Source organism: Cellulomonas jepli, from assembly GCF_047229345.1.
Lineage (GTDB): Bacteria > Actinomycetota > Actinomycetes > Actinomycetales > Cellulomonadaceae > Cellulomonas_A.
Map to the genome: position 1 here is coordinate 91,191 of NZ_JBFTER010000001.1, position 25,804 is coordinate 116,994.

Sequence of the window (25,804 nt, forward strand, 5' to 3'; positions counted from 1 at the left end):
CCGTTGGCCTGGTCGGAGCCGTAGAGAACGGTATCCACATCTCTGGCAATCCGGTGTGAACTACGCCACAGTGGTCGCCGGGTGGCGACGAGGCCACCTCCCGAACCCCCTCGGAGGACGTATGGCCGACGTGGTAGAGCATCCCGAGACCGACTACGAACGCGTGCAGAACTCCCAGGAGTTCCAGCAGCTGCGCCGGCGCTTCCGGAACTTTGTGTTCCCGATGACGGCGTTCTTCCTCGCCTGGTACCTGCTGTACGTGCTGCTGGCCGCCTACGCCCACGACTTCATGAGCATCCGGGTCACCGGCAACATCACGGTCGGCCTGCTCTTCGGCCTCGGCCAGTTCGTCTCGACCTTCGCGATCACGATGATCTACGCGAGCTGGGCCAACAAGCGGCAGGACGCCGTCGCCGAGCGGCTCCGCCGCCACATCGAGGACGGGGAGATCGTATGAGCGCGGTCCTGGGCTCCGCGGTGCTCGCCGCCGAGTCGGAGCAGATCGGGGACCCGGTCCTCAACATCGCGATCTTCGGGGCGTTCGTCGTCGTGACGCTCGTCATCGTCTTCCGGGCGTCCAAGAACAACAGCACGGCGGCCGACTACTACGCCGCGGGGCGGTCGTTCACCGGCCCGCAGAACGGCACCGCGATCGCCGGCGACTACCTGTCGGCCGCGAGCTTCCTCGGCATCTGCGGCGCGATCGCGATCAACGGGTACGACGGGTTCCTGTACTCGATCGGGTTCCTCGTCGCGTGGCTCGTCGCCCTCCTGCTCGTCGCCGAGCTGCTGCGCAACACCGGTCGGTTCACGATGGCCGACGTCCTGTCGTTCCGGCTGCGCCAGCGCCCGGTGCGGATGGCGGCGGCGCTGGCGACCCTCGCGGTCGTGTTCTTCTACCTGCTCGCGCAGATGGCGGGTGCGGGCGGTCTCGTCGCGCTCCTGCTGGGCATCGAGGGGACCGCGGGCCAGGGGCTCGTGATCGCCGTCGTGGGCGCCCTCATGATCCTGTACGTCCTGGTGGGCGGCATGAAGGGCACCACCTGGGTGCAGATCATCAAGGCGATCCTGCTGATCGCGGGCGCCGGGATCATGACGGTCTGGGTCCTCGCGCGGTACGGCTTCGACTTCTCGGCGCTGCTCCAGGGTGCGGTCGACGCGGCGGGCGAGGGCGGCGAGGCGCTCATCGAGCCGGGCAAGCAGTACGGCGCGTCGGGCATGAGCAAGCTCAACTTCCTCTCGCTCGCGCTCGCGCTCGTCCTCGGCACGGCGGGCCTGCCGCACGTGCTCATGCGCTTCTACACCGTCCCGACCGCCAAGGAGGCGCGGCGCTCGGTCGTCTGGGCTATCTGGCTCATCGGCGTCTTCTACCTGTTCACCCTCGTGCTCGGGTACGGCGCGGGTGCCCTCGTCGGGCCGGAGGCCATCAAGGCGGCCCCGGGCGGCGTGAACTCGGCGGCGCCGATGCTCGCGTTCGAGCTCGGCGGCGTCGTGCTGCTCGGGATCATCTCGGCGGTCGCCTTCGCGACGATCCTCGCGGTCGTCGCGGGTCTGACGATCACGGCGGCGGCGTCGTTCGCGCACGACATCTACGCGTCCGTCATCAAGCACGGCGAGGTGAACCCGGACGGCGAGGTCAAGGTCGCCCGGATCACCGTCGTGGTGATCGGCATCCTGGCGATCGTCGGCGGCATCTTCGCCAACGGGCAGAACGTCGCGTTCCTCGTCGCGCTCGCCTTCGCGGTCGCGGCCAGCGCGAACCTGCCGACGATCATCTACTCGCTGTTCTGGAAGCGGTTCAACACGACCGGGGCGCTCTGGAGCATGTACGGCGGCCTGATCTCCTGCGTCGTGCTCATCGCGTTCTCGCCGGTCGTGTCCGGCAAGGTCGACCCCGCGACCGGGGCGAGCCTGTCGATGATCCGCGACACGTCGGTCGACTTCCACTGGTTCCCGCTCGACAACCCGGGGATCGTCTCGATCCCGCTCGGGTTCCTGCTCGGGATCCTCGGCACGCTGCTGAGCAAGGAGCGGCCGGACCGGGAGAAGTTCGCCGAGATGGAGGTCCGCTCGCTCACCGGGGCGGGCGCCGAGAAGGCGACGGTGCACTAGCCGGCGCCGAGCCGGTCGTCCGGCGCAGCACGTGTCCGAGGTCGCGGTGCGGGGACTCCCGCGCCGCGACCTCGGCGCGCGGGCGGCCTCGCAGCGGCGCGCCGGCGGCCTCTCTCCGCGGCCTCGCAGCGCCGCGCCGGCGGCCCGCGAACGGCGGGGCGGGTCAGCGGTGCGTCACGAAGATCGCCGTCCCGGGCAGCAGCCGCCCGCGCACCGGTCCCCACCCGCCCCACGTGCGATCGTGCCCCGCCGGCCACTCCGGCTCCACGAGCCGGTCGATCGTGAAGCCCGCGGCCACGAGGTCGGCGATGTGGTCCCCCAGCGTGCGGTGGTACTCGGCGTAGAGCACGGCCCCGGACTCGCCGGTCTCGACGTACGGCCGTCGGTCGAAGTAGGAGCGCGACGCGGTCAGCCCGTGCTCGGAGGGGTCGTCGGGGAACGCCCAGCGGAGCGGGTGCGTGACCGAGAACACCCAGCGGCCGCCGGGACGCAGCACGCGGGCCGCCTCCTGGTGCACGCGCACCGCGTCGGGCACGAACGGGATCGCCCCGAACGCCGTGAACGCGACGTCGAAGCTCGCGTCGGCGAAGGGCAGCGCGCGCGCGTCGGCCTGCACGAGCGGCGTCGGGGGGCGCCCGGGCCGGTCGTACCCTGCTCCCGCGGCGAGCATGCCGTGCGCGACGTCGGTCGCGACGACGTCGACCCCGCGGGCGGCGAGCCACCGGGAGCACTGCGCCGCGCCCGCGCCGACCTCGAGCACGCGCGCACCGGTGAGGTCGCCCAGCAGGCCGGCGTCGGCCTCGCGCAGGCCCTCGGGGCACCAGCAGAAGTCGGCGGTGCCGAGGAAGTCCCCGTGCTCCGCGAGGTAGTCGGCGGCGTTGGCGTCCCACCACGTCCGCCCCGCCCGCCCGCCGGCCTCGGCGGGGACGTCGCGGTACCCGGCGTCGGCCAGCGGATCGTCGGGCTGTGTGGAGTTCATGCTCGGCTGATGTACTTTCTGTGGGTTCCAGTTGGATACCGGTGCGTAACATCCGCGTGACCACCTGCACCTACGGTCGGGGCCTCCCCGCCCAGGCGCACGTGTGCCTGGGCGGACCGTCGACGAGAGGTGATCGTGTGAGGACCTTCCTGAGGTTCGCAGCGTCAGGCGTGGCCGTAGGCCTCGTCCTGACCGGATGTGCGGCGAGTGACCGCGACGGCGGCGGCACCGCCGAGGAGACGTCGGACGGCGCGCGGGACACCTTCATCTTCGCAGCGTCGGCCGACCCCGCGTCGCTCGACCCGGCCTTCGCCAACGACGGCGAGTCGTTCCGCGTCGGGCGCCAGATCTTCGAGGGCCTCGTGGGCACCGAGCCGGGCACGCCCGACCCGGCCCCGCTGCTCGCCGAGTCCTGGGAGACGAGCGAGGACGGCCTGCAGTACACCTTCCAGCTCAAGGAGGGTGTGAAGTTCCACGACGGCACGGACTTCGACGCCGACGCCGTGTGCTTCAACTTCGAGCGGTGGAACAACTTCACGGGCGTCCTGCAGTCGGAGAGCCTGTCGTACTACTGGCAGAAGGTGAACGGCGGGTTCGCGACGAGCGACACCGAGAGCCTCAACGGCACCGGCAAGTACGAGAGCTGCGAGGCTCCCGACGCGACGACCGCGGTCATCAACCTCAAGAGCCCGCTGCCCGAGCTCGTCTCCGCGCTGTCGCTGCCGTCGTTCTCGATGCAGTCGCCGACCGCGCTCGAGGAGTACGACGCCGACGGCGTGACCGGCGAGGGCGACGCGCCCGTGCTGCCCGAGTACGCGACCGCGCACCCGACCGGCACCGGCCCGTACGTCTTCGACTCGTGGAACCCGGGGGAGCAGGTCGTCCTGACGGCGAACGAGGACTACTGGGGCGAGCAGGGCCAGGTCAAGCGCATCGTCTTCAGCGTGATCTCCGACGCGACCGCGCGCCGGCAGGCGCTGCAGGCCGGCGACATCGACGGCTACGACCTCGTCGGCCCGGCCGACGTGGACGCGCTCGAGGAGGCCGGCTTCCAGATCGTCAACCGCGACCCCTTCAACATCCTGTACCTCGCGATGAACCAGGCGAACCCCGACCTCGCGGACCTCAAGGTGCGCCAGGCGATCGCCCACGCGATCAACAAGGAGTCGCTGGTCGCGCAGACGCTGCCCGAGGGCACCGAGGTCGCCACGAACTTCGTGCCGCCGAGCGTCTCGGGCTGGAACCCGGACGTCGCGACGTACGACTACGACCCGGAGAAGGCCAAGGCGCTCCTCGCCGAGGCCGGCAAGTCGAACCTCACCATCGACTTCAACTACCCGACGAACGTGTCGCGGCCGTACATGCCGACGCCCGAGCAGGTCTTCACGGCGATCAGCGCGGACCTCGCGGCCGTCGGGATCACGGTCAACCCGGTCCCGGAGCCCTGGAGCCCCGACTACCTCGACCGCATGCAGGGCACGCCGGACCACGGCATCCACCTGCTCGGCTGGACCGGTGACTACAACGACACCTACAACTTCGTCGGCGTCTTCTTCGGCGCGAAGTCGAACGAGTGGGGCTTCGACAACCCGGAGCTCTTCCAGGCCCTCGGCGACGCGCGGTACCAGCCGAGCGCCGAGGAGCAGAAGGCCGCCTACGAGGAGGTCAACGCGCAGATCATGGACCTGCTCCCGGGCGTCCCGCTCGCGCACCCGGTCCCGTCGCTGGCGTTCAAGCCCGAGATCCAGGGGTACCCGGCGTCGCCGGTCCAGGACGAGGTCTACAACGTCATCACCATCGAGGACTGAGGGCGTGCAGGCTCGATGATCCGACTTGTCCTGCAGAGGATCGCACTCCTCGTCCCCACCCTGCTCGGACTGTCGGTCCTGCTCTTCCTGTGGGTCCGCGCTCTCCCGGGAGGTCCGGCGACGGCCCTCCTGGGGGAGCGCGCCACCCCGGAGGCCGTCGAGCGCATCAACGAGCTCTACGGCTTCAACGAACCGATCGTGAAGCAGTACCTGACGTACGTCGGCGAGCTCGTCACCGGCAACTTCGGGACGTCGACGCGGACCAACCGGCCCGTGCTCGAGGAGTTCCTCAACCGGTTCCCCGCGACGATCGAGCTGACGGTCCTGGCGCTGATCATCGCGATCGGCGTCGGCATCCCGCTCGGGTACGTGGCGGCGCGCCGGCAGGGGAAGCTCACCGACCACGCGACCGTCGTGGCGTCGCTGATCGGCGTCACGATCCCGGTGTTCTTCCTCGCCTTCCTGCTCAAGTGGCTCTTCGCCGTCCAGCTCGGCTGGTTCCCGTCGGCGGGCCGGCAGGACCCGTCGATGGTCGCGACGCACCCGACGGGCTTCTACGTGCTCGACGGGCTGCTGACGCGTGAGTGGGACGCGGCCTGGGACGCGTTCGTCCACCTCGTGCTGCCGGCCGTGGCCCTCGGGTCCATCCCGCTCGCGATCATCGCGCGCATCACGCGCGCCTCGGTGATCGAGGTGCAGAACGCCGACTACGTCCGCACGGCGCGCGCGAAGGGCCTGCGGCGGTCGCGGCTGCGCAGCCGCGTCATCCTGCGCAACGCGATGCTCCCGGTGTCGACGACCATCGGCCTGCAGGTGGGCCTGCTGCTCTCCGGGGCGGTGCTGACCGAGACCGTCTTCGCGTTCCCCGGGATCGGCAGCTTCCTCGCCGACGCGATCTTCAACCTCGACTACGCCGTGCTCCAGGGCTTCGTGCTCATCATCGCGATCGTGTACGCGCTCGCGAACCTCGCCGTGGACGTGTCCTACGGCGTGATCGACCCGAGGATGAGGACCCGATGACCGAGGCGGACCTGACCACGGCCCCGTCGGCGGGCGACCCCCGCGCCGGCGCCGACGACCCGGCCGACGTCGGCGCGTCCCTGTGGCGCGTCGCGTTCCGGCGGCTGCGACGCAACCCGGGGGCGATCGTCGGTGCGGCGATCGTGCTCGCGTTCGTCCTCGTCGCGATCTTCGCGCCGTGGATCGCGAACTACGGGCCCGGGGAGCTCCCCGGGCGTGCCGAGGTGCGCCCGACGTACATCCCGGGACCCTCCGAGGAGTACCCGCTCGGGCTCGACCGGTACGGCGCCGACCTGTTCTCCCAGCTCGTCTGGGGTGCGCGGGCCTCGCTGCTCGTCGGCGTCCTGTCGACGCTCGTCGGCCTGATCGGCGGCATCCTGCTCGGGCTCATGGCCGGCGCGTTCGGTGGCTGGGTCGACACCGTCACGATGCGCGGGGTCGACCTCATGCTGTCGGTGCCGAGCCTGCTGCTCGCGGTGTCGATCGCGGCGATCATCGGCCAGACGTCCGCGAGCGTCATCATCGCGATCGGCGTCGTCCAGGTCCCGATCTTCGCGCGCCTGCTGCGCGGGTCGATGCTCGCGCAGCGCGGGCAGGACTACGTGCTCGCGGCGAGCTCGCTCGGCCTGAGCCGGCGCACCGTGACGATGAACCACGTGCTGCCCAACAGCGTCTCGCCCGTCATCGTGCAGGCGACGCTCATGCTGGCGACCGCGGTCATCGAGGCGGCGGCGCTGTCGTTCCTCGGTCTCGGCGGCGGCGCACCGACCACGGCCGAGTGGGGCCGCATGCTCACCGCCGCCCAGAACGAGCTCGAGGTGGCCCCGAGGCTCGCGCTGTGGCCGGGCGCGTGCATCGCGGTCACGGCCCTCGGCTTCACCCTGTTCGGCGAGGCGCTGCGCGAGGCCCTCGACCCCCGCTCGAGGAAGAGGTGACCACGGTGAGCGCTCCGAGCGCACCCGGGACCGGCACGGACGTGCCGCTGCTCAGCATCCAGGACCTCGAGGTCACCTTCACCACGGACGCGGGTCCCTCGGTCGCCGTCTCGGGCGTGAGCTTCGACGTGCGCGCGGGCGAGACCGTCGCGATCGTCGGGGAGTCCGGCTCCGGCAAGTCGACGACCGCCGCGGCGGTCATCGGGCTGCTCGCGCAGAACGGGGCCGTGACCGGCGGCCGCATCCTGTTCGACGGCCGTGACGTCGCCGCGATGGGGCCCGGCGAGATCGCGCGGCTGCGCGGCAGCGAGATCGGCATGGTCCCGCAGGACCCGATGTCGAACCTCAACCCGGTGCGCCGGGTCGGGTCGCAGATCGCCGAGGCGCTCGAGGACGACGGCGTCGCGAAGGGCCGCGCGGCCCGGGCGCGGACGATCGAGCTGCTCGAGGAGGCCGGGCTGCCGGACGCCGAGCGGCGCGCCGAGCAGTACCCGCACGAGTTCTCGGGCGGCATGCGCCAACGCGCGCTCATCGCGATGGGCCTCGCGTGCCGGCCGCGGCTGCTCATCGCCGACGAGCCCACCTCGGCGCTCGACGTCACCGTCCAGCGCACGATCCTCGACCGCCTCACGCAGCTGACGGACCAGCTCGGGACGTCGGTGCTCCTCATCACGCACGACCTGGGGCTCGCCGCCGAGCGCGCGCACCGGATCGTCGTGATGTACCGCGGGAAGGTCGTCGAGACGGGTCCGGCCGCCGACCTGCTGCGCGACCCGCAGCACGAGTACACGCGTCGTCTGCTCGCCGCGGCGCCGTCGCTCGCGTCACGGCGCATCCAGCTCGCGAAGGCGGCGGGGGTCGACGACACCTCCGACCTGCTCGCGGTGTCGCGCGGGGACGAGGACGGGATGCCGGCGGCCGCGACGGCTGCGTCGGCGAAGACCGACCACATCATCGAGGTCGACCACGTGACCAAGGTCTACGGCCTGCGCGGGCGCCGGTTGTTCTCGCGCTCCGAGAGCTTCACCGCGGTCGACGACGTGAGCTTCGTGATCCCGCGCGGGCGCACGGTCGCCGTCGTGGGGGAGTCGGGCTCGGGGAAGTCGACCGTCGCGAAGATGATGCTCGACCTGGTGAAGCCGACGTCGGGCGTCATCCGCTTCGACGGCGAGGCCGTCGGCGGTGCGGACCGCACGGCCGAGGTCGCGTTCCGCCGCCGGGTCCAGCCGATCTTCCAGGACCCGTACTCCTCGCTGGACCCGCTGTTCACGATCGGGCGGACCATCGAGGAGCCGCTGCGCGCGCACGGCGTCGGCTCGACGACCGAGCGGCGCCAACGGGTGCGGGAGCTGCTCGACGACGTCGCGCTGCCCTCCGACGTGCTGCGGCGCTACCCGGCGGAGCTCTCGGGCGGCCAGCGCCAGCGCGTCGCGATCGCGCGGGCGCTCGCGCTCAACCCGGACCTCGTGGTGTGCGACGAGGCCGTCTCGGCGCTCGACGTCATCGTGCAGTCGCAGATCCTGCGCCTGCTCGCGGACCTCCAGCAGCGGCTCGGCCTGAGCTACCTGTTCATCAGCCACGACCTCGCGGTCGTGCGCCAGGTCGCGGACCAGGTGTGCGTCATGGAACGCGGGCGCATCGTCGAGCAGGGCTCGGCGGACGACGTCTTCGACGACCCGCAGACGGAGTACACGCGCACGCTGCTCGAGGCGATCCCGGGTCGGGACCTCGAGCTCGGTCTCGTCGGCTGAGAGTCCTGGACCGGCCGCCTCACCTGGGACGGAAGGCTCAGTGCGCAGCCGGCGCACTGGCTACGCTGGCGGACGAGGAGCTCGAGGACGCGCCCTCGACCCCACCCCCTGCAACCAAGGAGTTCCAGTGCGAGTCGGACTGCTCACGGGCGGCGGCGACGTCCCCGGGCTGAACGCGGCGATCCGTGCCGTCGTCAAGCAGGGTGAGGGCGAGTACGGTCACTCGATCATCGGCTTCCGCAACGGCTGGCGCGGCGTGGTCGACGGCGACGTCTTCCCGCTCGGGCGTCAGCACATCCGCAACGTGCTGACGCAGGGCGGGACCCTGCTGGGCACGGCCCGGTACCACCCCCACGCCAAGGACGGTGGGATGGACGGCGTGCTGGCGACGCTCGAGGCCGAGCGGATCGAGGCGCTGATCTGCATCGGCGGCGACGGCACGCTGCACGCCGCGAGCAAGGTCGCCGAGGCCGGCGTCCGGATCGTCGCGATCCCCAAGACGATCGACAACGACGTGTGGGGGACGGACCGCTCGATCGGCTTCGACACCGCCGTCGGCACCGCGACCGAGGCGCTCGACCGCGTGCACACGACCGCGGAGAGCCACAACCGCGTGATGCTCGTCGAGGTCATGGGCCGCCACGCCGGGTGGATCGCCGCGACCGCCGGGATCGCGTCGGGGGCGGAGCTCGTCCTCGCTCCCGAGGAGCCGTTCGACATCGAGAAGATCGTGAAGTTCCTCAAGCACCGCCACCGTGCGCACGCGAGCTTCTCGATCATCGTGGTCGCCGAGGGTGCCGTCCCGCTCCAGGGCAGCGCGATGTCCTACGAGGCGCCGGTCGGGAAGTTCGGCGAGATCGTCGCGGGCGCCATCAGCGAGCGGATCAAGGTCGAGATCGAGGAGCGCACCGGGTTCGACACGCGCGTGACGGTGCTCGGGCACGTCCAGCGGGGCGGCATCCCGACGCACAACGACCGCATCCTCGGCAGCCGCTTCGGCACCGCGGCCATCGACGCGATCAGCCGGGGCGAGACGGGCATGATGACGGCGCTGCGCGGCGAGGACGTCGTGCTCGTGCCGCTCGCGGAGATCGCCGGCAAGGTCAAGCAGGTGCCCGCGGAGCTGCTGCAGGTGGCGCGCGCGCTGGCCTGAGGTCGTCCCGGCTGCCTTTGACCCGCTCCACGCGGGACCGATAAGGTAGACGGCGGTGCCGCGCGCCTTGGCGACGGTCTGCTCGTGAGGGTCCCCGCAGGGATCCCGCCCGTGAACCCCTTTCGGGACGGTCGGCACCGCACACCATGCAGCATCCCTGTCCGTCCTACATCCTGTCCGCAACGGAGCCCATCCCTACATGAGCATTTCCACCCCCGCGAAGCCCGCCACGCCGCAGGTCGCGATCAACGACATCGGCTCGGCCGAGGACTTCCTCGCCGCGATCGACGCCACCATCAAGTACTTCAACGATGGCGACATCGTCGAGGGCACCATCGTCAAGGTCGACCGCGACGAGGTGCTCCTGGACATCGGCTACAAGACCGAGGGCGTCATCCCCTCCCGCGAGCTGTCCATCAAGCACGACGTGGACCCCGGTGAGGTCGTCAAGGTCGGCGACGAGGTCGAGGCCCTGGTCCTCCAGAAGGAGGACAAGGAAGGCCGGCTGATCCTGTCCAAGAAGCGTGCGCAGTACGAGCGCGCGTGGGGCACGATCGAGAAGATCAAGGAGGAGGACGGCGTCGTCACCGGCACCGTCATCGAGGTCGTCAAGGGTGGCCTCATCCTCGACATCGGCCTGCGCGGGTTCCTTCCCGCCTCGCTCGTGGAGATGCGTCGGGTCCGTGACCTCCAGCCGTACGTCGGCAAGGAGATCGAGGCCAAGATCATCGAGCTCGACAAGAACCGCAACAACGTCGTCCTCTCGCGCCGCGCCTGGCTCGAGCAGACGCAGTCCGAGGTGCGCTCGACCTTCCTGCAGACGCTGCAGAAGGGCCAGGTCCGCCCCGGTGTCGTCTCCTCGATCGTCAACTTCGGTGCGTTCGTGGACCTCGGCGGCGTCGACGGGCTCGTGCACGTCTCCGAGCTGTCGTGGAAGCACATCGACCACCCCTCCGAGGTCGTCGAGGTGGGCCAGGAGGTCACCGTCGAGGTCCTCGACGTCGACTTCGACCGCGAGCGTGTCTCCCTGTCGCTGAAGGCGACGCAGGAGGACCCGTGGCAGGCCTTCGCCCGCACGCACGCCATCGGCCAGGTCGTCCCGGGCAAGGTCACGAAGCTCGTCCCGTTCGGTGCGTTCGTGCGCGTCGAGGACGGCATCGAGGGCCTCGTGCACATCTCGGAGCTGGCCGTGCGCCACGTCGAGATCCCGGAGCAGGTCGTCCAGGTCGGCGACGACGTCTTCGTCAAGGTCATCGACATCGACCTCGAGCGTCGCCGCATCTCGCTGTCGCTCAAGCAGGCGAACGAGGGCGTCGACCCGAACAGCGACGACTTCGACCCCGCGCTGTACGGCATGGCGGCGGAGTACGACGAGCAGGGCAACTACAAGTACCCCGAGGGCTTCGACCCGACCACGAACGAGTGGCTCGAGGGCTTCGAGGCGCAGCGCGAGGTGTGGGAGGCGCAGTACGCGCAGGCCCACGAGCGCTGGGAGGCGCACCGCAAGCAGGTCGCCGAGGCCAGCAAGGCCGACGCGGAGGCTGCGAACGGCGACGGTGGCAGCACCGGCGGCGGCGCGTCGGCGTCCACGTACTCGTCGGCTCCGGTCGAGGAGATCGGTGGCACGCTGGCGTCCGACGAGGCGCTCGCCGCTCTGCGCGAGAAGCTCACGGGCAACTGATCCACCGAGCCCCTCCGCGGGCTCACCACGACGGGCCGGTCACCTTCGGGTGGCCGGCCCGTCGTGCGTCCGCCTCCGCGTCGGGCAGGATGGTCCGATGCAACGCATCGGACTGACCGGCGGGATCGCAGCAGGAAAGTCGGTGGCGGCAGGTCGCCTCGCCGAGCTGGGTGCGGTCGTCATCGACTACGACCAGCTGGCGCGGGAGGCGGTCGAGCCCGGCTCGGTCGGCCTCGACGAGGTCGCGGAGGCGTTCGGGCCGGGCGTGATCGACGCCGACGGCGCCCTGGACCGGGCCGCGCTCGCGGCGCTCGTGTTCACCGACGGGGCTGCGCTCGAGCGGCTCAACGGGATCATCCACCCGGTCGTCCGCAGGCTCGCGGCCGAGCGCGAGGCGGCGGCGGCTACCGCGGACGCCGGCGCGGTCGTCGTGCACGACATCCCGCTGCTCGTCGAGACGGGCCGGGGGGACGAGTTCCACGTCCTGGTCGTCGTGCACGCGCCCGTGGGGCAGCGCCTCGAGCGGCTGGTCGAGGGCCGTGGGCTCGCGCGCGACGAGGCCGAGCGCCGCATCGCCGCGCAGACGAGCGACGAGACGCGCTCCGCGGCAGCCGACGTCGTCCTCGACGGCACGGGCACCGACGCGGACCTGCGTGCGCAGGTCGACGCGCTGTGGGCGCGGCTCGCCGCCGAGCGGGCCGAGGAGCTGGCCGCGGAGGTGCGGTGAGCACGGTCCTGCTGACGGCGTTCGAGCCGTTCGACGGGCAGTCGGTCAACGCGTCGCTCGAGGCGGTACGGCGGGTCGAGGCCGCGTGGGACGGCCCGGCGACGCTCGCGGTGCGGGTGCTGCCGGTGTCGTTCCGCCGGGCGCGGCAGGAGCTCCGCGCGGCGGTCGCGGAGCTCGCGCCCGTGGTCGTGGTGTGCGCCGGTGAGGCCGGCGGGCGGGCCGCCGTCGGGGTCGAGCGCGTGGCGGTCAACGTGATCGACGCCCGCATCCCGGACGCCGACGGGTCCGCACCCGTCGACGTGCCCGTGATCGCCGGGGCGCCGGCCGCGTTCTTCTCGACGCTCCCCGTCAAGGCGTGCTGGACCGCTGCGCGCGAGGCCGGTGCGCCGGCCGAGGTGTCGGGCACGGCCGGGACCTACGTCTGCAACGCGACGTTCTACGCGCTGCAGCACCTGCTGCACGGTCGGGCGGGCGTGCGCAGCGGGTTCGTGCACGTGCCGCGGCTGCCGGAGCAGGTCGGGGTGGGGGAGCCGGCGCTCGAGGTCGACGTGGCCGCGCGGGGGCTGCTCGCGGTGCTGCGGGCCGCGCTCGCGACGACGACCGACGTGCGGGTCGCGGCGGGGTCGCTCGGCTGACGGGTGCGGCGCCCGGCACCGCCGGGCCGGGGGTCTCGACGGGGCCCGCGCGGCGGTGCCGGCCGGCGCGTCGCGCCCTCGGCGAACGGGGCCGTCCGGCGGGGGTGCGTGTGGGTGGCGGCACGTAGCGTAGAGACATGCGCCCCGTGACCGATCTGCAGCGGACCGTCGCCCCGTTCCAGGTGGTGTCGGAGTACACGCCGTCGGGCGACCAGCCCACCGCCATCGCCGACCTCGCCAAGCGGGTCCGCGCGGGGGAGAAGGACGTGACGCTGCTCGGCGCCACCGGGACCGGCAAGTCCGCGACGACCGCGTGGCTCATCGAGGAGCTCCAGCGACCCACGCTGGTCATGGCGCCCAACAAGACGCTGGCGGCGCAGCTCGCGACCGAGTTCCGCGAGCTGCTGCCCAACAACGCGGTCGAGTACTTCGTGTCGTACTACGACTACTACCAGCCCGAGGCGTACATCGCGCAGACGGACACGTACATCGAGAAGGACTCGTCGATCAACGACGAGGTCGAGCGGCTGCGGCACTCGGCGACGAGCTCGCTGCTCACCCGGCGCGACGTCGTCGTGGTCGCGTCCGTGTCGTGCATCTACGGTCTCGGCACGCCGCAGGAGTACGTGGACCGGATGGTCCAGATCTCGGTGGGGGACCAGGTCGACCGCGACCAGATGCTGCGCCGGTTCGTCGCGATGCAGTACACGCGCAACGACATGGCCTTCACGCGTGGGACGTTCCGCGTGCGGGGGGACACCGTCGAGATCATCCCGGTCTACGAGGAGCACGCGATCCGGATCGAGTTCTTCGGCGACGAGATCGAGGCCATCCAGACGCTCCACCCGCTCACCGGCGACGTGCTGCGCGAGGAGCAGCAGGTGCACCTGTTCCCGGCGACGCACTACGTCGCCGGCCCCGAGCGCATGGAGCGGGCGATCGGCGGCATCGAGGCCGAGCTCGAGTGGCGGCTCGCGGACCTCGAGCGGCAGAACAAGCTGCTCGAGGCGCAGCGGCTGCGCATGCGGACGACCTACGACATCGAGATGATGCGGCAGATCGGCTCGTGCTCGGGGATCGAGAACTACTCGCGGCACATCGACGGTCGTGAGGCCGGGACCGCGCCGCACACGCTGATCGACTACTTCCCCGAGGACTTCCTGCTGGTCATCGACGAGTCCCACGTGACCGTCCCGCAGATCGGTGCGATGTACGAGGGTGACATGTCGCGCAAGCGGAACCTCGTGGACCACGGCTTCCGGCTGCCGTCGGCGATGGACAACCGCCCGCTGCGCTGGGAGGAGTTCGTCGACCGCATCGGGCAGACGGTGTACCTGTCGGCCACCCCGGGGAACTACGAGCTGTCGATGTCCGACGGCGTCGTCGAGCAGATCATCCGCCCGACGGGTCTCGTCGACCCGGAGATCGTCGTCAAGCCGACCCAGGGTCAGATCGACGACCTGCTGCACGAGATCCGCGAGCGCGCCGACCGCAACGAGCGCGTGCTCGTCACCACCCTGACCAAGAAGATGTCGGAGGACCTGACCGACTATCTCCTGGAGAAGGGCGTCCGCGTGCGCTACCTGCACTCGGAGGTGGACACGCTGCGCCGCGTCGAGCTGCTCCGCGAGCTGCGCATGGGGGAGTTCGACGTGCTCGTCGGCATCAACCTGCTGCGTGAGGGCCTCGACCTGCCCGAGGTGTCGCTCGTCGCGATCCTCGACGCCGACAAGGAGGGCTTCCTGCGGTCCGGGACGTCGCTCATCCAGACGATCGGCCGTGCGGCCCGTAACGTCTCCGGCCAGGTGCACATGTACGCCGACCGGATCACCGACGGCATGGCCCTCGCGATCGACGAGACGACGCGGCGCCGGGCCAAGCAGGTCGCCTACAACCTCGAGCACGGCATCGACCCGACCCCGCTGCGGAAGAAGATCGGCGACATCACCGACCTGCTCGCCCGCGAGGACGCGGACACCGCCGAGCTGCTCGGTGGCGCAGGGCGGCAGTCCAGCCGCGGCAAGGCACCCGTCCCCGGGCTGGGCTCGAAGGCCGGCACCCGGACGGAGCGCACGAAGCTCACGGGGGCCGCGGCGAGCGAGCTCGCGGACCTCATCCAGGAGCTCACGGACCAGATGCACGCCGCTGCCGGGAAGCTCCAGTTCGAGCTCGCCGGGCGGCTGCGTGACGAGATCTCGGGGCTGAAGCGCGAGCTCCGGCAGATGCAGGCGGCCACCGCCTGACCTCGGCGATGCACCCCGCCCGGCGTCCTGGGCGGGCCGTCCGCGCCTGCGCGCGCCGTCGTCGTCGCGCACCACTGGCCCTGTCGCGTGCGCGGTGGTCGGAGCGGAGCCATTCCCGCGTGTGACGTAGGTCCCTTGCGTCGGGCGCGCGACGACGGTGGTGGATGACCTATGCTCGACCACGTTGGAGGGGAGTATCCCGCCACGACGCGCTCGTCATCACGGTCGACTCCGTAGTCGGCCCGGTCGCGTCGGTCCGGACGCCGAGCGTCAGGACAGGGAGAGACCTCCGGTACCCGTTGTGTACCGGAGGTGTACCTGTGTCTGTTCCCCTGTGGGTGTGGGGCGCGACGACCGCGCTCGTCGTCGGCATGATCCTGTTCGACTTCTTCGCCCACGTGCGCAAGCCGCACGAGCCGACCTTCCGCGAGTCCGCGACGTGGTCGGTGTTCTACGTCGCGATCGCCATCCTGTTCGGGGTCGGCGTCGGCGTCGTCTCCGGATGGACGTTCGGCGGCGAGTACTTCGCCGGGTACGTCACCGAGAAGAGCCTGTCGGTCGACAACCTGTTCGTCTTCCTCATCATCATGACGAAGTTCGCGGTGCCGCGGGCGTACCAGCAGAAGGTCCTGCTCGTCGGCGTCGTGATCGCGCTGGTGCTCCGGACCGTGTTCATCCTGCTCGGCGCCGCGGCGATCGAGGAGTGGTCGTGGGTCTTCTACGTCTTCGGCGGCTTCCTCATCTACACGGCGATCAAGCTCGCCCGCGAGAAGCACGACGGTGACGTCGAGCACGAGGCCGTCGAGGAGAAGGACAGCCTGGCGGTCCGCATGCTCAAGCGCGTCCTGCCGACGACGGAGAAGTACCACGGCGACCGCCTGACGGTCGTGATCGACGGCAAGCGGCTCGTCACGCCGATGCTCCTCGTGATGGCCGCGATCGGCAGCACCGACATCCTCTTCGCGCTCGACTCCATCCCGGCGATCTACGGCCTCACGCAGGAGCCGTACCTCGTCTTCACGACCAACGCGTTCGCGCTCCTCGGCCTGCGCCAGCTCTACTTCCTGCTCGGCGGACTGCTCGAGCGCCTCGTGTACCTGTCGCAGGGGCTCTCGGTCATCCTCGGCTTCATCGGCGTGAAGCTCGTGCTCCACGCGATGCACACGAACGAGCTCGGCTTCATCAACGGGGGCGAGCCGTTCCACTGGGCGCCGGAGATCCCGACGTGGCTCTCGCTGTCGGTCATCCTCGCGACGCTCACGGTCGCGACGGTCGCGAGCCTGCTCAAGACCCGGAACGACGCGCGCCCCGAGGCGGGCCGTGTCGGTGCCGACCGCGGCGACGACGACCCGGTCGAGGTCACCAGCTCCGCGAGCTGAGCCGTCGCCCGCACGCGGCGGGCACCACGCAGCGCCCGGTCCGGCCCGCACCCGCGGGTGGGCCGGGCGTCGCGTCGTCCGGGGCGGCCGGTGCTCGCTTCGGTAGCGTGCCGCCATGACTGCCGACACCCCCACCATCGTCGCGACCTCGGGCGGCTACGTCGCCGGCCGGCGGACCCGGCTCGAGCTCGGACCGCTCGTCCACCACGCGATCGACCTCGCGGGCCGGGCGGGACGGCCGCGGGTGTGCCACCTCGGCACCGCGGGCGGGGACCAGGCGTGGGGGCGGGCGGACCTGCAGGACGCCGCGCAGGTCGCCGGCGTCGACCTCACGCACCTGACGCTGTTCTCGATGCCGAACATCGAGGACGTCGAAGGACACCTCCTCGGTCAGGACGTCGTCTGGGTGGGTGGCGGCTCGGTCGCGAACCTGCTCGCCGTCTGGCGCGTGCACGGGCTCGACGAGATTCTGCGCCGCGTCTGGGAGGCCGGCGTGGTCCTGGCCGGCGTGAGCGCCGGGTCCATCTGCTGGTACGTCGGCGGCACGACCGACTCGTTCGGTCCGGAGCTGCGCCCCGTGACGAACGGCCTGGCCCTGCTGCCGTACGGCAACGGCGTGCACTACGACTCCGAGGCGCGCCGCCGTCCGCTCGTGCACGCGCTCGTCGCGGACGGGACGCTGCCGACGACGCACTGCACGGACGACGGGGTCGGGCTCGTGTACCGCGGCACGGAGCTCGTCGAGGCGGTTTCCGAGCGGCCGGGGCAGGGCGCGTACGTCGTGCGGCGGGACGGCGCACGGGCCGTCGAGGAGCGGCTCGAGCCGCGGCGCCTGCCCGCGACCCGCTGAGCCGCTCCGGTACGCGCGTCGGGCCGCACCGGGACGCCGTCGCACGCCGCGGCGGTGACGTCCCGACAGTGCGACGCCCGTCCCGGCGGGTCAGCCCGCCGCGGTGCCGTCGAGCCAGGCCAGGGCCCCGTGCGCGGCGGCGACCCCGGTGCTGAACGACGCCTGCAGCAGGTAGCCGCCGGTGGGTGCCTCCCAGTCGAGCATCTCGCCCGCGACGAACGTGCCCGGCAGCCGGCGCAGCATGAGCGCCCGGTCGACCTCGGCCCACGCGATGCCGCCGGCGGTCGAGATCGCGCGGTCGATCGGCATCGTCCCGGTCACCTCGACCGGCACGGCCTTGACCAGCGTGGCGGCCGTGTCCGCGTCGCTCGGGAGGGGACCGCCGCCCGCCTCGCGGACGAGCGAGATGCCGGCGGGGTCGAGGCCGACCGCGCGGCGGAGCCAGGTCGCGCCGGAGTCCTTGGGGCGCCGCCGCTCGCGCAGCCGGTCGGCGAGCTGCCGGGCCGTGTGGTCGGGGCGCAGGTCGACCTCGAGCGTGGCTCGCCCGTCGGCGTCGAGCGCCTCCCGGATTGCGGCGCCGAGCGCGTACACGGGTCCGCCCTCGAGACCGCTGCGGGTGACCATCGCGTCGCCGCGCACGGTCCGTGACGTGCCGGCGCCGGGTGACCCCCCGCGCACGGACAGCGCCACGTGCTTGAGGGGGGACCCAGCGAACCGGTCCGCGAACGTGGCGGTCCAGCCGACCTGCACCCCGACGTTCGCGGGCCGCAGCGGCGCGACCACGACGCCCCGCTCGACGAACGGGTCGATCCACCCGCCGTCCGATCCGAGCCGCGGCCACGACGCCCCGCCCAGCGCGAAGACGGTCACGTCGCTCGTGACCTCGGTCTCCGACCCGTCCGCCCGCGTGAGGCGCAGGGTTCCGGGCTGCTCCCCCCAACCGGTCCACCGGTGCCGCCGCTCGATCCGGACCCCCAGGTCGGCGAGGCGTGCGAGCCAGGCGCGGACGAGCGGCGTGGCACGGAACGACCGCGGGAACACGCGCCCGCTCGACCCGACGAACGTCGGCTCACCCAGCCCCGCGCACCAGTCGCGCAGGTCCTGCGGGCCGAACGTCGCGAGCGCCGGTGCGAGGCGCTCGGACGCGCTGCCGTACCGGGCGAGGAACGGCCCGGGGTCCTCGGAGTGCGTGATGTTGAGCCCGCCGTGCCCCGCCAGCAGGAGCTTGCGGGCCGGCGAGGGCATGCGGTCGTAGACGGTGACCGTCACTCCCGCCCGGCCCAGCACCTCGGCGGCGACGAGCCCGGCCGGCCCACCGCCGACCACCGCTGCGGTGCTCACGAGCAGGGCCGGGCGGGCAGGCGGAGGGGACGCACCCGCTGACGCTAGCCCAGTGCCCGCCGGTCCGGGGCGAGCGCCGGGTGCGTGCGGACGTGCCGGGCCCGTCCGGCGGGCGGTGGACGGTCGGCGCGGCGCGGGCGTGAGGCGGGTCGACCGACCGTCGACCCGGTGCCGCGCGTCAGGAGGGGCCGAGGACCGTCAGCGCGGCGCCGGCTCCGGCCAGCCGCCGATCACGACGTTCCACCCCCGCACGGTCGTCGACGCGACGAGGCCCTCGCGCGCGAAGGGGTCGGCGGCGAGCAGTGCGTCGAGCGTCGCCTCGTCGTCGGTCCGGAACACGAGGAGGGCGCCCGGGTCGCCGTCGGCCCACGGCCCCGACGCGAGCAGCGTGCCCTGCGCGGCGAGCCCCCGCAGGTACGTGCGGTGCTCGGGGCGCACGGCGTCCTGCTCGGCGCGGCGCTCGTCATAGGTGTACTGCACGGCGAAGATCGACATGCCGACATCCTGCCGCACCGCCCGGCCCGGCTTCGCGGGCCGCCGGGGCCGGTGAGAGAGTGCGGGTGTGACCACGACCGCTCCCACGCAACCCCCGGTCCCCGACGTCGCGCTGCTCGACGGGACCGCAGTCCCGCAGCTCGGGCTCGGGGTGTACAAGGTCGACGACGACGGTGCGCGCGACGCCGTCGCGACCGCGCTCGCCGCCGGGTACCGGCTCGTGGGCACGGCGAGGCTCTACGGCAACGAGGCCGGCGTGGGTCGCGCGCTGCGGGAGTCGGGCATCCCGCGCGACGAGCTCCACGTCACCACCAAGCTGTGGAACGACGACCAGGGACGCGAGCGCACGCTGCGCGCGTTCGACGCCTCCGTCGCGCGGCTCGACGTCGGCGCGCCGGACCTCTACCTGATCCACTGGCCGTGCGCGGGCCAGGACCTCTACGTCGAGACGTGGCAGACGCTCGTCGGGCTCCGCGAGGACGGTCGCGTCCGCTCGATCGGGGTCTCGAACTTCCAGCCCGCGCACCTCGCGCGCATCGTCGAGGACTCGGGCGTCGTGCCCGTGCTCAACCAGGTCGAGCTGCACCCGTACCTCCAGCAGCGTGCGCTGCGGGAGCACCACGCGCGCCTCGGCGTCGCGACGCAGGCGTGGGCGCCGCTCGGGGCCGGGAACGGCGTGCTCGCGGACCCGGTGATCGTGTCCGTCGCCCGGCGCCACCGGGTGACGCCCGCGCAGGTGGTGCTCCGCTGGCACCTCGACCTGGGCACGCTCGTGATCCCGAAGTCGGTGACGCCCGGGCGGATCCGGGAGAACGTCGACGTCTTCGGCTTCGAGCTCACCGACGAGGACCACCGGCTCGTCGCCGGGCTCGACCGCGGTGAGCGGGTCGGTCCCGACCCCGACGTCCTCGGCGCCTGAGCGCGGCACCCGCCCGGCACGTCCGGCGCAGCACGTCGCACCGCTGCCCGGCCGACGCCCGACGACCGCCCGTCGCCCGGCGCCGGTGCCGGGCGGACGCCCGTCCCGGTCACCAGCCGCGGGCGCGCCACTCGTCGAGGTGCGGTCGCTCGGTGCCGAGCGTCGTGTCGGCGCCGTGCCCCGGGTAGACCCACGTGTCGTCGCCGAACCGGTCGAGCACGCGGTCGACGACGTCGCGCAGCAGCGCCGCGAACCGGGCGGCGTCCCCACCGGTCGCGCCCAGGCCACCGGGGAAGAGCGAGTCCCCGGTGAACAGGTGCACCCGCCCGGCGACGGCCTCCTCGGCCTGCACGTGCTCGGGCTCGCGGTAGGCGAGCGCGACCGAGCCGGGGGTGTGCCCGCGCAGCGCGACGACCTCGAGGACCAGGTGCCCCACCGTGAGCGTGTCGCCGTGCCGGAGCCGGCGCTGGACGGGGACCCCGGTCGCGGCGGTGATCGCGTCGGCGTCGTCCGCCCCGGCGGCCACCGGCGCGCCGGTGAGCGCGACGACCGACGCGAGCGCACGGTGGTGGTCCGCGTGCTGGTGCGTGGTCACGACTGCGTCGAGCCGGGAGGCCGCGGAGACGTCGTGCAGCAGCCCGGCGAGCCGGGCGGGCTCGTCGGCGGCGTCGACCAGGAGCTGCGCGCCGCTGCGGCGGCACGTCAGCAGGTAGGCGTTGTTCGCCATCGGCCCGACGGCGAGCTTGCGGACCACGACCTCGTCGAGCTCGCGCACGTCCGCCGGGCCGCCGGGGCGCACGTCCCCGGTGTACGTCACGACGCGCCGTCGGGGGTCGTGCCGACCGGCAGCAGCTCCGCGCCGGAGAGCGCCCGGTCGTGGCTGCGGACGGCGCGCACGAGGGCGAGGTGCGAGAGCGCCTGGGGGTAGTTGCCGGCCATGCGCCCCTCGACCGGGTCGTACTCCTCCGCGAGCAGGCCGAGCTCGCCGCCGAGCGCCGTCAGGGTGTCGAGCACCTCGCTCGCCCCGGCGAGGTCGCCCTGGCGAGCGAGCGCGTCCGCCAGCCAGAACGAGCACGCCAGGAACGGGTGCTCGCTGCCGCCCAGCCCGTCGTCGGTGCGCTCGGCACGGTAGCGGAGCACGAAGCCCGGCGCGACCTCGAGCTCGCGCCGGATCGCGGCCACCGTCGAGACCATGCGCGGGTCGTCCGGGGGCAGGAAGCCGACCTGGAGCATCTGGAGCAGCGCCGCGTCGGTGTGGGTCGCGCCGTAGTGCTGCACGAACGTCCCGAGCCCCTCGTCCCAGCCGTGCTCGAGGACGTCCGCGTGCACGGCGTCGCGCTCGCGGCGCCACTCGTCGACCGGTCCGGGCAGGCCGTGGTCCTCGACGGCCCGCACGGCGCGATCGAGCGCGGCCCAGGACATGACCTTCGAGTGCGTGAAGTGGCGGGGCTCGCCGCGGACCTCCCAGATCCCGCGGTCCGGCTCGCGCCAGCTCGTCATGAGGTCCCGGACGAGGTGCCGCTGCATCGCCCACGAGTCGTCCGACTCGGCGAGCCCGCCCGCGCGCGCCTCGTGCAGCGCGCACATCACCTCGCCCAGGACGTCGTTCTGGGTCTGCCCGACGGCCGCGTTGCCGATCCGGACCGGGCGCGAGCCCGCGTAGCCGGGCAGGTGGTCGAGCGTGCGCTCCGGCAGGTCGCGCCCGCCGTCGACGCCGTACATGATCTGCAGGTCCGCCGGGTCGCCGGCCACGGCCCGCAGGAGCCAGCCCCGCCACGCGGTCGCCTCGTCGCGGTAGCCGTGCTCGAGCAGCGCCTCGAGCGTCATCGCGGCGTCCCGCAGCCAGCAGAACCGGTAGTCCCAGTTCCGCTCGCCGCCGAAGTCCTCGGGCAGCGACGTGGTCGGCGCCGCGACGATGCCTCCGGTCTCCGCGTGCGTGAGCAGGCGGAGCACGAGCAGCGAGCGGACCACCTGCGGGCGGTAGGAGCCGGTGTAGTCGCAGCGCCGGGCCCACTCGCCCCATGCCCCGAGGGTCGCGTCGACGCGGTCGGGGATCGTCAGCCGCCGCGGCACCTCGTCCCACGAGCGCGTCCAGGTGACGGCGAGCTCGACGCTCTCACCGGCGGCCAGCTCGAACTCGTCGCGGTGCACCCGCCCGTGCGGCACGGGCAGGCGGTCCCCGCGCAGCAGCAGCGAGTCGGGTCCGGCGACGGCCTGGATGCCCTCGACGCCGTTGACGTCGTGGACGTGATGCACCCACGGCACGATCGCGCCGTAGCCGAAGCGCACGACCCACTCGTGCTCGACGGCCACCGTGCCCGCGGTGCACTCGACGCGCCGGACGAGGTCGGCCCGACCGTCGCCGACGGGCATCGCGTCCGTGACGACCGCGGTGCCCGTGGGGGAGGTGTAGGTCGTCCGCAGGACGAAGGAGTCCCCGGCGTAGGTGCGCGTGACGTCGGTCGCGTCGGGGACGGTGAGCAGCCACCGCCCGTGCTCGCGCGTGCCGAGCAGCGCGGCGAACGACGCGGGGGAGTCGAACCGGGGCAGGCAGAGCCAGTCGACCGAGCCGCGGCGGGAGACGAGCGCGGCGGTGTGCCCGTCGCCGAGGACCGCGTAGTCACCGATCGGCGGGGGAGTGTGGGGGCGCATCGGTCCATCATCGGCGACGTGCCCGCCGCCCACCCGGCGGGGGCCCGGCGGCGTGGCGCCCGTCACGTTCCGTTCGAACACCTGTGCGGCATGTCGGAGGGTCGACGTAGCATGTCGGGGTGAATGATCGTCTGGTGGTCCAGGGGGCCCGCGAGCACAACCTCCGCAACGTCGACCTCGACCTCCCGCGGGACAGCCTCATCGTCTTCACCGGGCTCTCCGGCTCGGGCAAGTCGTCGCTCGCCTTCGACACGATCTTCGCCGAGGGCCAGCGCCGCTACGTCGAGTCGCTCTCGGCGTACGCCCGGCAGTTCCTCGGGCAGATGGACAAGCCCGACGTCGACTTCATCGAGGGCCTGTCGCCCGCGGTCTCGATCGACCAGAAGTCGACCAACCGCAACCCGCGGTCGACCGTCGGCACGATCACCGAGGTCTACGACTACCTGCGCCTGCTCTTCGCCCGCGCCGGGACCCAGCACTGCCCGGTGTGCGGCGAGCGGGTCACCGCGCAGACGCCGCAGCAGATCGTCGACCGCCTGCTCGAGCTGCCCGAGGGGACGCGCTACCAGGTGCTCGCGCCCGTCGTGCGCGGGCGCAAGGGCGAGTACGCGGACCTGTTCAAGGAGCTGCAGGCCAAGGGCTTCGCGCGGGCGCGCGTCGACGGCGAGGTCGTCCAGCTCACGAGCCCCCCGACGCTCGAGAAGAAGCTCAAGCACGACATCGAGGTGGTCGTCGACCGTCTCGTCGCACGCGAGGGCGTGCAGCGCCGGCTCACCGACTCGGTCGAGACCGCGCTCGGCCTCGCGGGCGGCCTGCTCGTCGCCGAGATGGTCGACGCCGACGCGGACGACCCGGAACGCGAGCGCCGGTTCTCCGAGCACCGGGCGTGCCCGAACGACCACCAGCTCACGCTCGAGGAGATCGAGCCGCGCACGTTCTCGTTCAACGCGCCCTACGGTGCGTGCCCCGAGTGCACGGGCATCGGCTCGCGGCTCGAGGTCGACCCCGACCTCGTCATCCCGGACGAGGACCTCTCGCTCGCCGACGGCGCGGTCGCGCCCTGGTCCCAGGTCTCGAGCGAGTACTTCACGCGCGTCCTGACGGCGCTCGCGAGCGATCTCGGCTTCTCGATGGACGCCCCGTGGCGTGCGCTCCCCGAGCGCGCGAAGAAGGCGGTGCTCTACGGCGAGAACCACGAGGTGCACGTCAAGTACCGCAACCGCTGGGGTCGTGAGCGCCAGTACTCGACCGGGTTCGAGGGCGTCGTGACGTTCCTCGAGCGGCGCTACTCCGAGACCGAGTCGGAGTGGAGCAAGGAGAAGTACGAGGCCTACATGCGCGAGGTGCCGTGCCCCGTGTGCGACGGTGCGCGCCTCAAGCCGGAGGTGCTGGCGGTGCGGGTCGGCGGGCACTCGATCGCCGAGGTCTGCGCGCTGCCGATCCGCGAGGCGCGCGACTTCCTCGACGCGCTCCAGCTCAGCGAGCGCGAGGCGGCGATCGCGACGCAGGTGCTCAAGGAGATCCAGGCCCGGCTCGGCTTCCTGCTCGACGTCGGCCTCGACTACCTCTCGCTCATGCGGCCCGCGGCGACGCTCTCGGGCGGCGAGGCGCAGCGCATCCGCCTCGCGACCCAGATCGGCTCGGGTCTCGTGGGTGTGCTGTACGTCCTCGACGAGCCGAGCATCGGGCTGCACCAGCGCGACAACCGCCGGCTCATCGACACGCTCACGCGCCTGCGCGACCTCGGGAACACGCTGATCGTCGTCGAGCACGACGAGGACACCATCCGCACGGCCGACTGGATCGTCGACATCGGCCCCGGCGCGGGCGAGCACGGTGGCCGCGTCGTGCACTCGGGCGACCTCGAGGGTCTCCTGGCGTCGCCCGAGTCGGTCACGGGCGCCTACCTGTCCGGTCGGCGCTCGATCCCGATGCCGGCCAAGCGCCGCAAGGTCGACCCCAAGCGCAAGGTCACCGTCGTGGGCGCGCGCGAGCACAACCTGACCGGCATCGACGTGTCGTTCCCGCTCGGGACCCTCACGGCGGTCACCGGCGTCTCGGGCTCGGGCAAGTCGACGCTGGTCAACTCGATCCTCTACACCGTCATGGCGAACGAGCTCAACGGCGCACGCCAGGTCGCCGGCCGGCACAAGCGGGTGACCGGCCTCGAGCACCTCGACAAGGTCGTGCACGTCGACCAGGGGCCCATCGGGCGCACGCCGCGGTCCAACCCGGCGACGTACACCGGCGTCTGGGACCACGTCCGCAAGCTGTTCGCCGAGACGACCGAGGCCAAGGTCCGCGGGTACACCCCGGGGCGGTTCTCGTTCAACGTCAAGGGCGGGCGCTGCGAGGCGTGCTCCGGCGACGGCACGCTGAAGATCGAGATGAACTTCCTGCCCGACGTCTACGTGCCGTGCGAGGTCTGCCACGGCGCGCGGTACAACCGCGAGACGCTCGAGGTGCACTTCAAGGGCAAGACCGTCGCCGACGTCCTGGCCATGCCCATCGAGGAGGCCGCGGAGTTCTTCGCGGCCGTCCCCTCGATCTCCCGGCACCTGCGCACGCTCGTCGACGTGGGCCTCGGGTACGTGCGCCTCGGCCAGCCGGCCCCGACGCTCTCGGGCGGGGAGGCGCAGCGCGTCAAGCTCGCGACCGAGCTGCAGCGGCGCTCGACGGGCCGCACGGTCTACGTGCTCGACGAGCCGACGACCGGCCTGCACTTCGAGGACATCCGCAAGCTGCTCGCGATGCTGCAGTCCCTCGTGGACAAGGGCAACAGCGTCATCGTGATCGAGCACAACCTCGACGTCATCAAGAACGCCGACTGGGTCATCGACATGGGACCCGAGGGCGGCAGCGGCGGCGGCAAGGTCGTCGCCGAGGGGACGCCCGAGCGCGTCGCGCAGGTCGCGGCGAGCCACACGGGGCGCTTCCTCGCCGAGGTGCTCGAGCCGGAGGCGCGGCTCGCGTCGGCCTGACGCACGCTCGCCGGGCGGCTCAGACCCGTCCGTCCGGCGGTGCCCCGACCGATCCGCTCGGTGTGGTCGGGCTGGGCCGCCGCGCGCCGGCTGATCCGCTCGGTCCGGTCGGACTGGGCCGCCGCGCGCCGGTCGATCCGCTC

At 72.4% G+C, this 25,804-nt stretch carries 20 protein-coding genes; 15 read left to right on the forward strand and 5 right to left on the reverse strand.

The annotated features are described in order from the left end of the window. Positions 1–121 precede the first annotated feature (121 nt). Together AB6N24_RS00410 and AB6N24_RS00415 are read left to right on the forward strand one after the other, a co-directional pair. Positions 122–457: a DUF485 domain-containing protein gene (locus AB6N24_RS00410; RefSeq protein ID WP_412867490.1), complete on the forward strand. Its 336-nt coding sequence runs from the start codon at positions 122–124 to the stop codon at positions 455–457. After that, the gene (locus tag AB6N24_RS00415; protein ID WP_412867491.1) at positions 454–2,112 is read left to right on the forward strand and encodes a solute symporter family protein; all 1,659 of its coding nucleotides are present in this window, start codon (positions 454–456) and stop codon (positions 2,110–2,112) included. Before AB6N24_RS00410 ends, AB6N24_RS00415 begins: the two co-directional genes overlap by 4 nt. Before the next feature lie 163 nt (positions 2,113–2,275). Here the strand turns inward: AB6N24_RS00415 and AB6N24_RS00420 are convergent, their stop codons facing one another. After that, positions 2,276–3,091, reverse strand: a complete 816-nt coding sequence (locus AB6N24_RS00420; protein ID WP_412867492.1) for a class I SAM-dependent methyltransferase — start codon at positions 3,089–3,091, stop codon at positions 2,276–2,278. A 170-nt stretch (positions 3,092–3,261) separates the two neighbouring features. Between AB6N24_RS00420 and AB6N24_RS00425 the strand changes: the two genes are divergently transcribed. The 11 genes from AB6N24_RS00425 to AB6N24_RS00475 all read left to right on the forward strand — a co-directional run bounded on the left by AB6N24_RS00425 (position 3,262) and on the right by AB6N24_RS00475 (position 17,273). Continuing rightward, complete coding sequence (locus tag AB6N24_RS00425; protein ID WP_412867493.1) at positions 3,262–4,899, forward strand: ABC transporter substrate-binding protein; 1,638 nt, start codon at positions 3,262–3,264, stop codon at positions 4,897–4,899. Between the two features lie 15 nt (positions 4,900–4,914). Next, positions 4,915–5,919, forward strand: coding sequence for an ABC transporter permease (locus AB6N24_RS00430; protein ID WP_412867494.1), 1,005 nt, complete (start codon positions 4,915–4,917; stop codon positions 5,917–5,919). Next, positions 5,916–6,854 carry an ABC transporter permease gene (locus tag AB6N24_RS00435; RefSeq protein ID WP_412867495.1) on the forward strand — a complete coding sequence of 313 codons (939 nt, stop codon included), beginning with the start codon at positions 5,916–5,918 and terminating at the stop codon, positions 6,852–6,854. The genes AB6N24_RS00430 and AB6N24_RS00435 overlap by 4 nt, the downstream gene beginning before the upstream one ends. A 5-nt stretch (positions 6,855–6,859) precedes the next feature. Further along, positions 6,860–8,605 (forward strand): ABC transporter ATP-binding protein, encoded by a 1,746-nt coding sequence (locus AB6N24_RS00440; protein ID WP_412867496.1) that lies wholly within the window; start codon positions 6,860–6,862, stop codon positions 8,603–8,605. A gap of 127 nt (positions 8,606–8,732) precedes the next feature. Then, the gene (locus tag AB6N24_RS00445) at positions 8,733–9,758 is read left to right on the forward strand and encodes a 6-phosphofructokinase (RefSeq protein ID WP_412867497.1); all 1,026 of its coding nucleotides are present in this window, start codon (positions 8,733–8,735) and stop codon (positions 9,756–9,758) included. 199 nt (positions 9,759–9,957) lie between these two features. Beyond that, positions 9,958–11,439: a 30S ribosomal protein S1 gene (gene rpsA / locus AB6N24_RS00450; RefSeq protein ID WP_412867498.1), complete on the forward strand. Its 1,482-nt coding sequence runs from the start codon at positions 9,958–9,960 to the stop codon at positions 11,437–11,439. Between the two features lie 97 nt (positions 11,440–11,536). Beyond that, on the forward strand, positions 11,537–12,166 hold the full coding sequence (gene coaE, locus AB6N24_RS00455) for a dephospho-CoA kinase (protein ID WP_412867499.1): 630 nt from the start codon (positions 11,537–11,539) through the stop codon (positions 12,164–12,166). Then, positions 12,163–12,801 (forward strand): pyroglutamyl-peptidase I, encoded by a 639-nt coding sequence (gene pcp, locus AB6N24_RS00460; RefSeq protein WP_412867500.1) that lies wholly within the window; start codon positions 12,163–12,165, stop codon positions 12,799–12,801. Before coaE ends, pcp begins: the two co-directional genes overlap by 4 nt. Before the next feature lie 137 nt (positions 12,802–12,938). Beyond that, the gene (gene uvrB, locus AB6N24_RS00465) at positions 12,939–15,044 is read left to right on the forward strand and encodes an excinuclease ABC subunit UvrB (RefSeq protein WP_412867501.1); all 2,106 of its coding nucleotides are present in this window, start codon (positions 12,939–12,941) and stop codon (positions 15,042–15,044) included. A 320-nt stretch (positions 15,045–15,364) separates the two neighbouring features. Beyond that, entirely contained in the window at positions 15,365–16,423 is a 1,059-nt protein-coding gene (locus AB6N24_RS00470; RefSeq protein WP_412867502.1) for a TerC family protein, read from the forward strand. 115 nt (positions 16,424–16,538) lie between these two features. After that, a complete protein-coding gene (locus AB6N24_RS00475) occupies positions 16,539–17,273 on the forward strand; it encodes a Type 1 glutamine amidotransferase-like domain-containing protein (RefSeq protein ID WP_412867503.1) in 735 nt (244 codons plus the stop codon). Between the two features lie 90 nt (positions 17,274–17,363). Here the strand turns inward: AB6N24_RS00475 and AB6N24_RS00480 are convergent, their stop codons facing one another. Further along, a complete protein-coding gene (locus tag AB6N24_RS00480) occupies positions 17,364–18,614 on the reverse strand; it encodes a BaiN/RdsA family NAD(P)/FAD-dependent oxidoreductase (protein ID WP_412867504.1) in 1,251 nt (416 codons plus the stop codon). 198 nt (positions 18,615–18,812) lie between these two features. Then, on the reverse strand, positions 18,813–19,109 hold the full coding sequence (locus tag AB6N24_RS00485) for a YciI family protein (RefSeq protein ID WP_412867505.1): 297 nt from the start codon (positions 19,107–19,109) through the stop codon (positions 18,813–18,815). A gap of 67 nt (positions 19,110–19,176) precedes the next feature. Here AB6N24_RS00485 and AB6N24_RS00490 point away from each other — a divergent pair, with 67 nt between their 5' ends. Further along, complete coding sequence (locus AB6N24_RS00490; RefSeq protein WP_412867506.1) at positions 19,177–20,028, forward strand: aldo/keto reductase; 852 nt, start codon at positions 19,177–19,179, stop codon at positions 20,026–20,028. A gap of 109 nt (positions 20,029–20,137) precedes the next feature. Here the strand turns inward: AB6N24_RS00490 and AB6N24_RS00495 are convergent, their stop codons facing one another. Together AB6N24_RS00495 and AB6N24_RS00500 are read right to left on the reverse strand one after the other, a co-directional pair. Next, positions 20,138–20,845 (reverse strand): MBL fold metallo-hydrolase, encoded by a 708-nt coding sequence (locus tag AB6N24_RS00495; RefSeq protein WP_412867507.1) that lies wholly within the window; start codon positions 20,843–20,845, stop codon positions 20,138–20,140. Further along, on the reverse strand, positions 20,842–22,680 hold the full coding sequence (locus AB6N24_RS00500) for a glycoside hydrolase family 15 protein (protein ID WP_412867508.1): 1,839 nt from the start codon (positions 22,678–22,680) through the stop codon (positions 20,842–20,844). The genes AB6N24_RS00495 and AB6N24_RS00500 overlap by 4 nt, the downstream gene beginning before the upstream one ends. Before the next feature lie 119 nt (positions 22,681–22,799). On the opposite strand from AB6N24_RS00500, the gene uvrA reads away from it, so the two are divergent. Next, positions 22,800–25,661, forward strand: a complete 2,862-nt coding sequence (uvrA, locus tag AB6N24_RS00505; protein WP_412867509.1) for an excinuclease ABC subunit UvrA — start codon at positions 22,800–22,802, stop codon at positions 25,659–25,661. Positions 25,662–25,804: the final 143 nt, after the last annotated feature.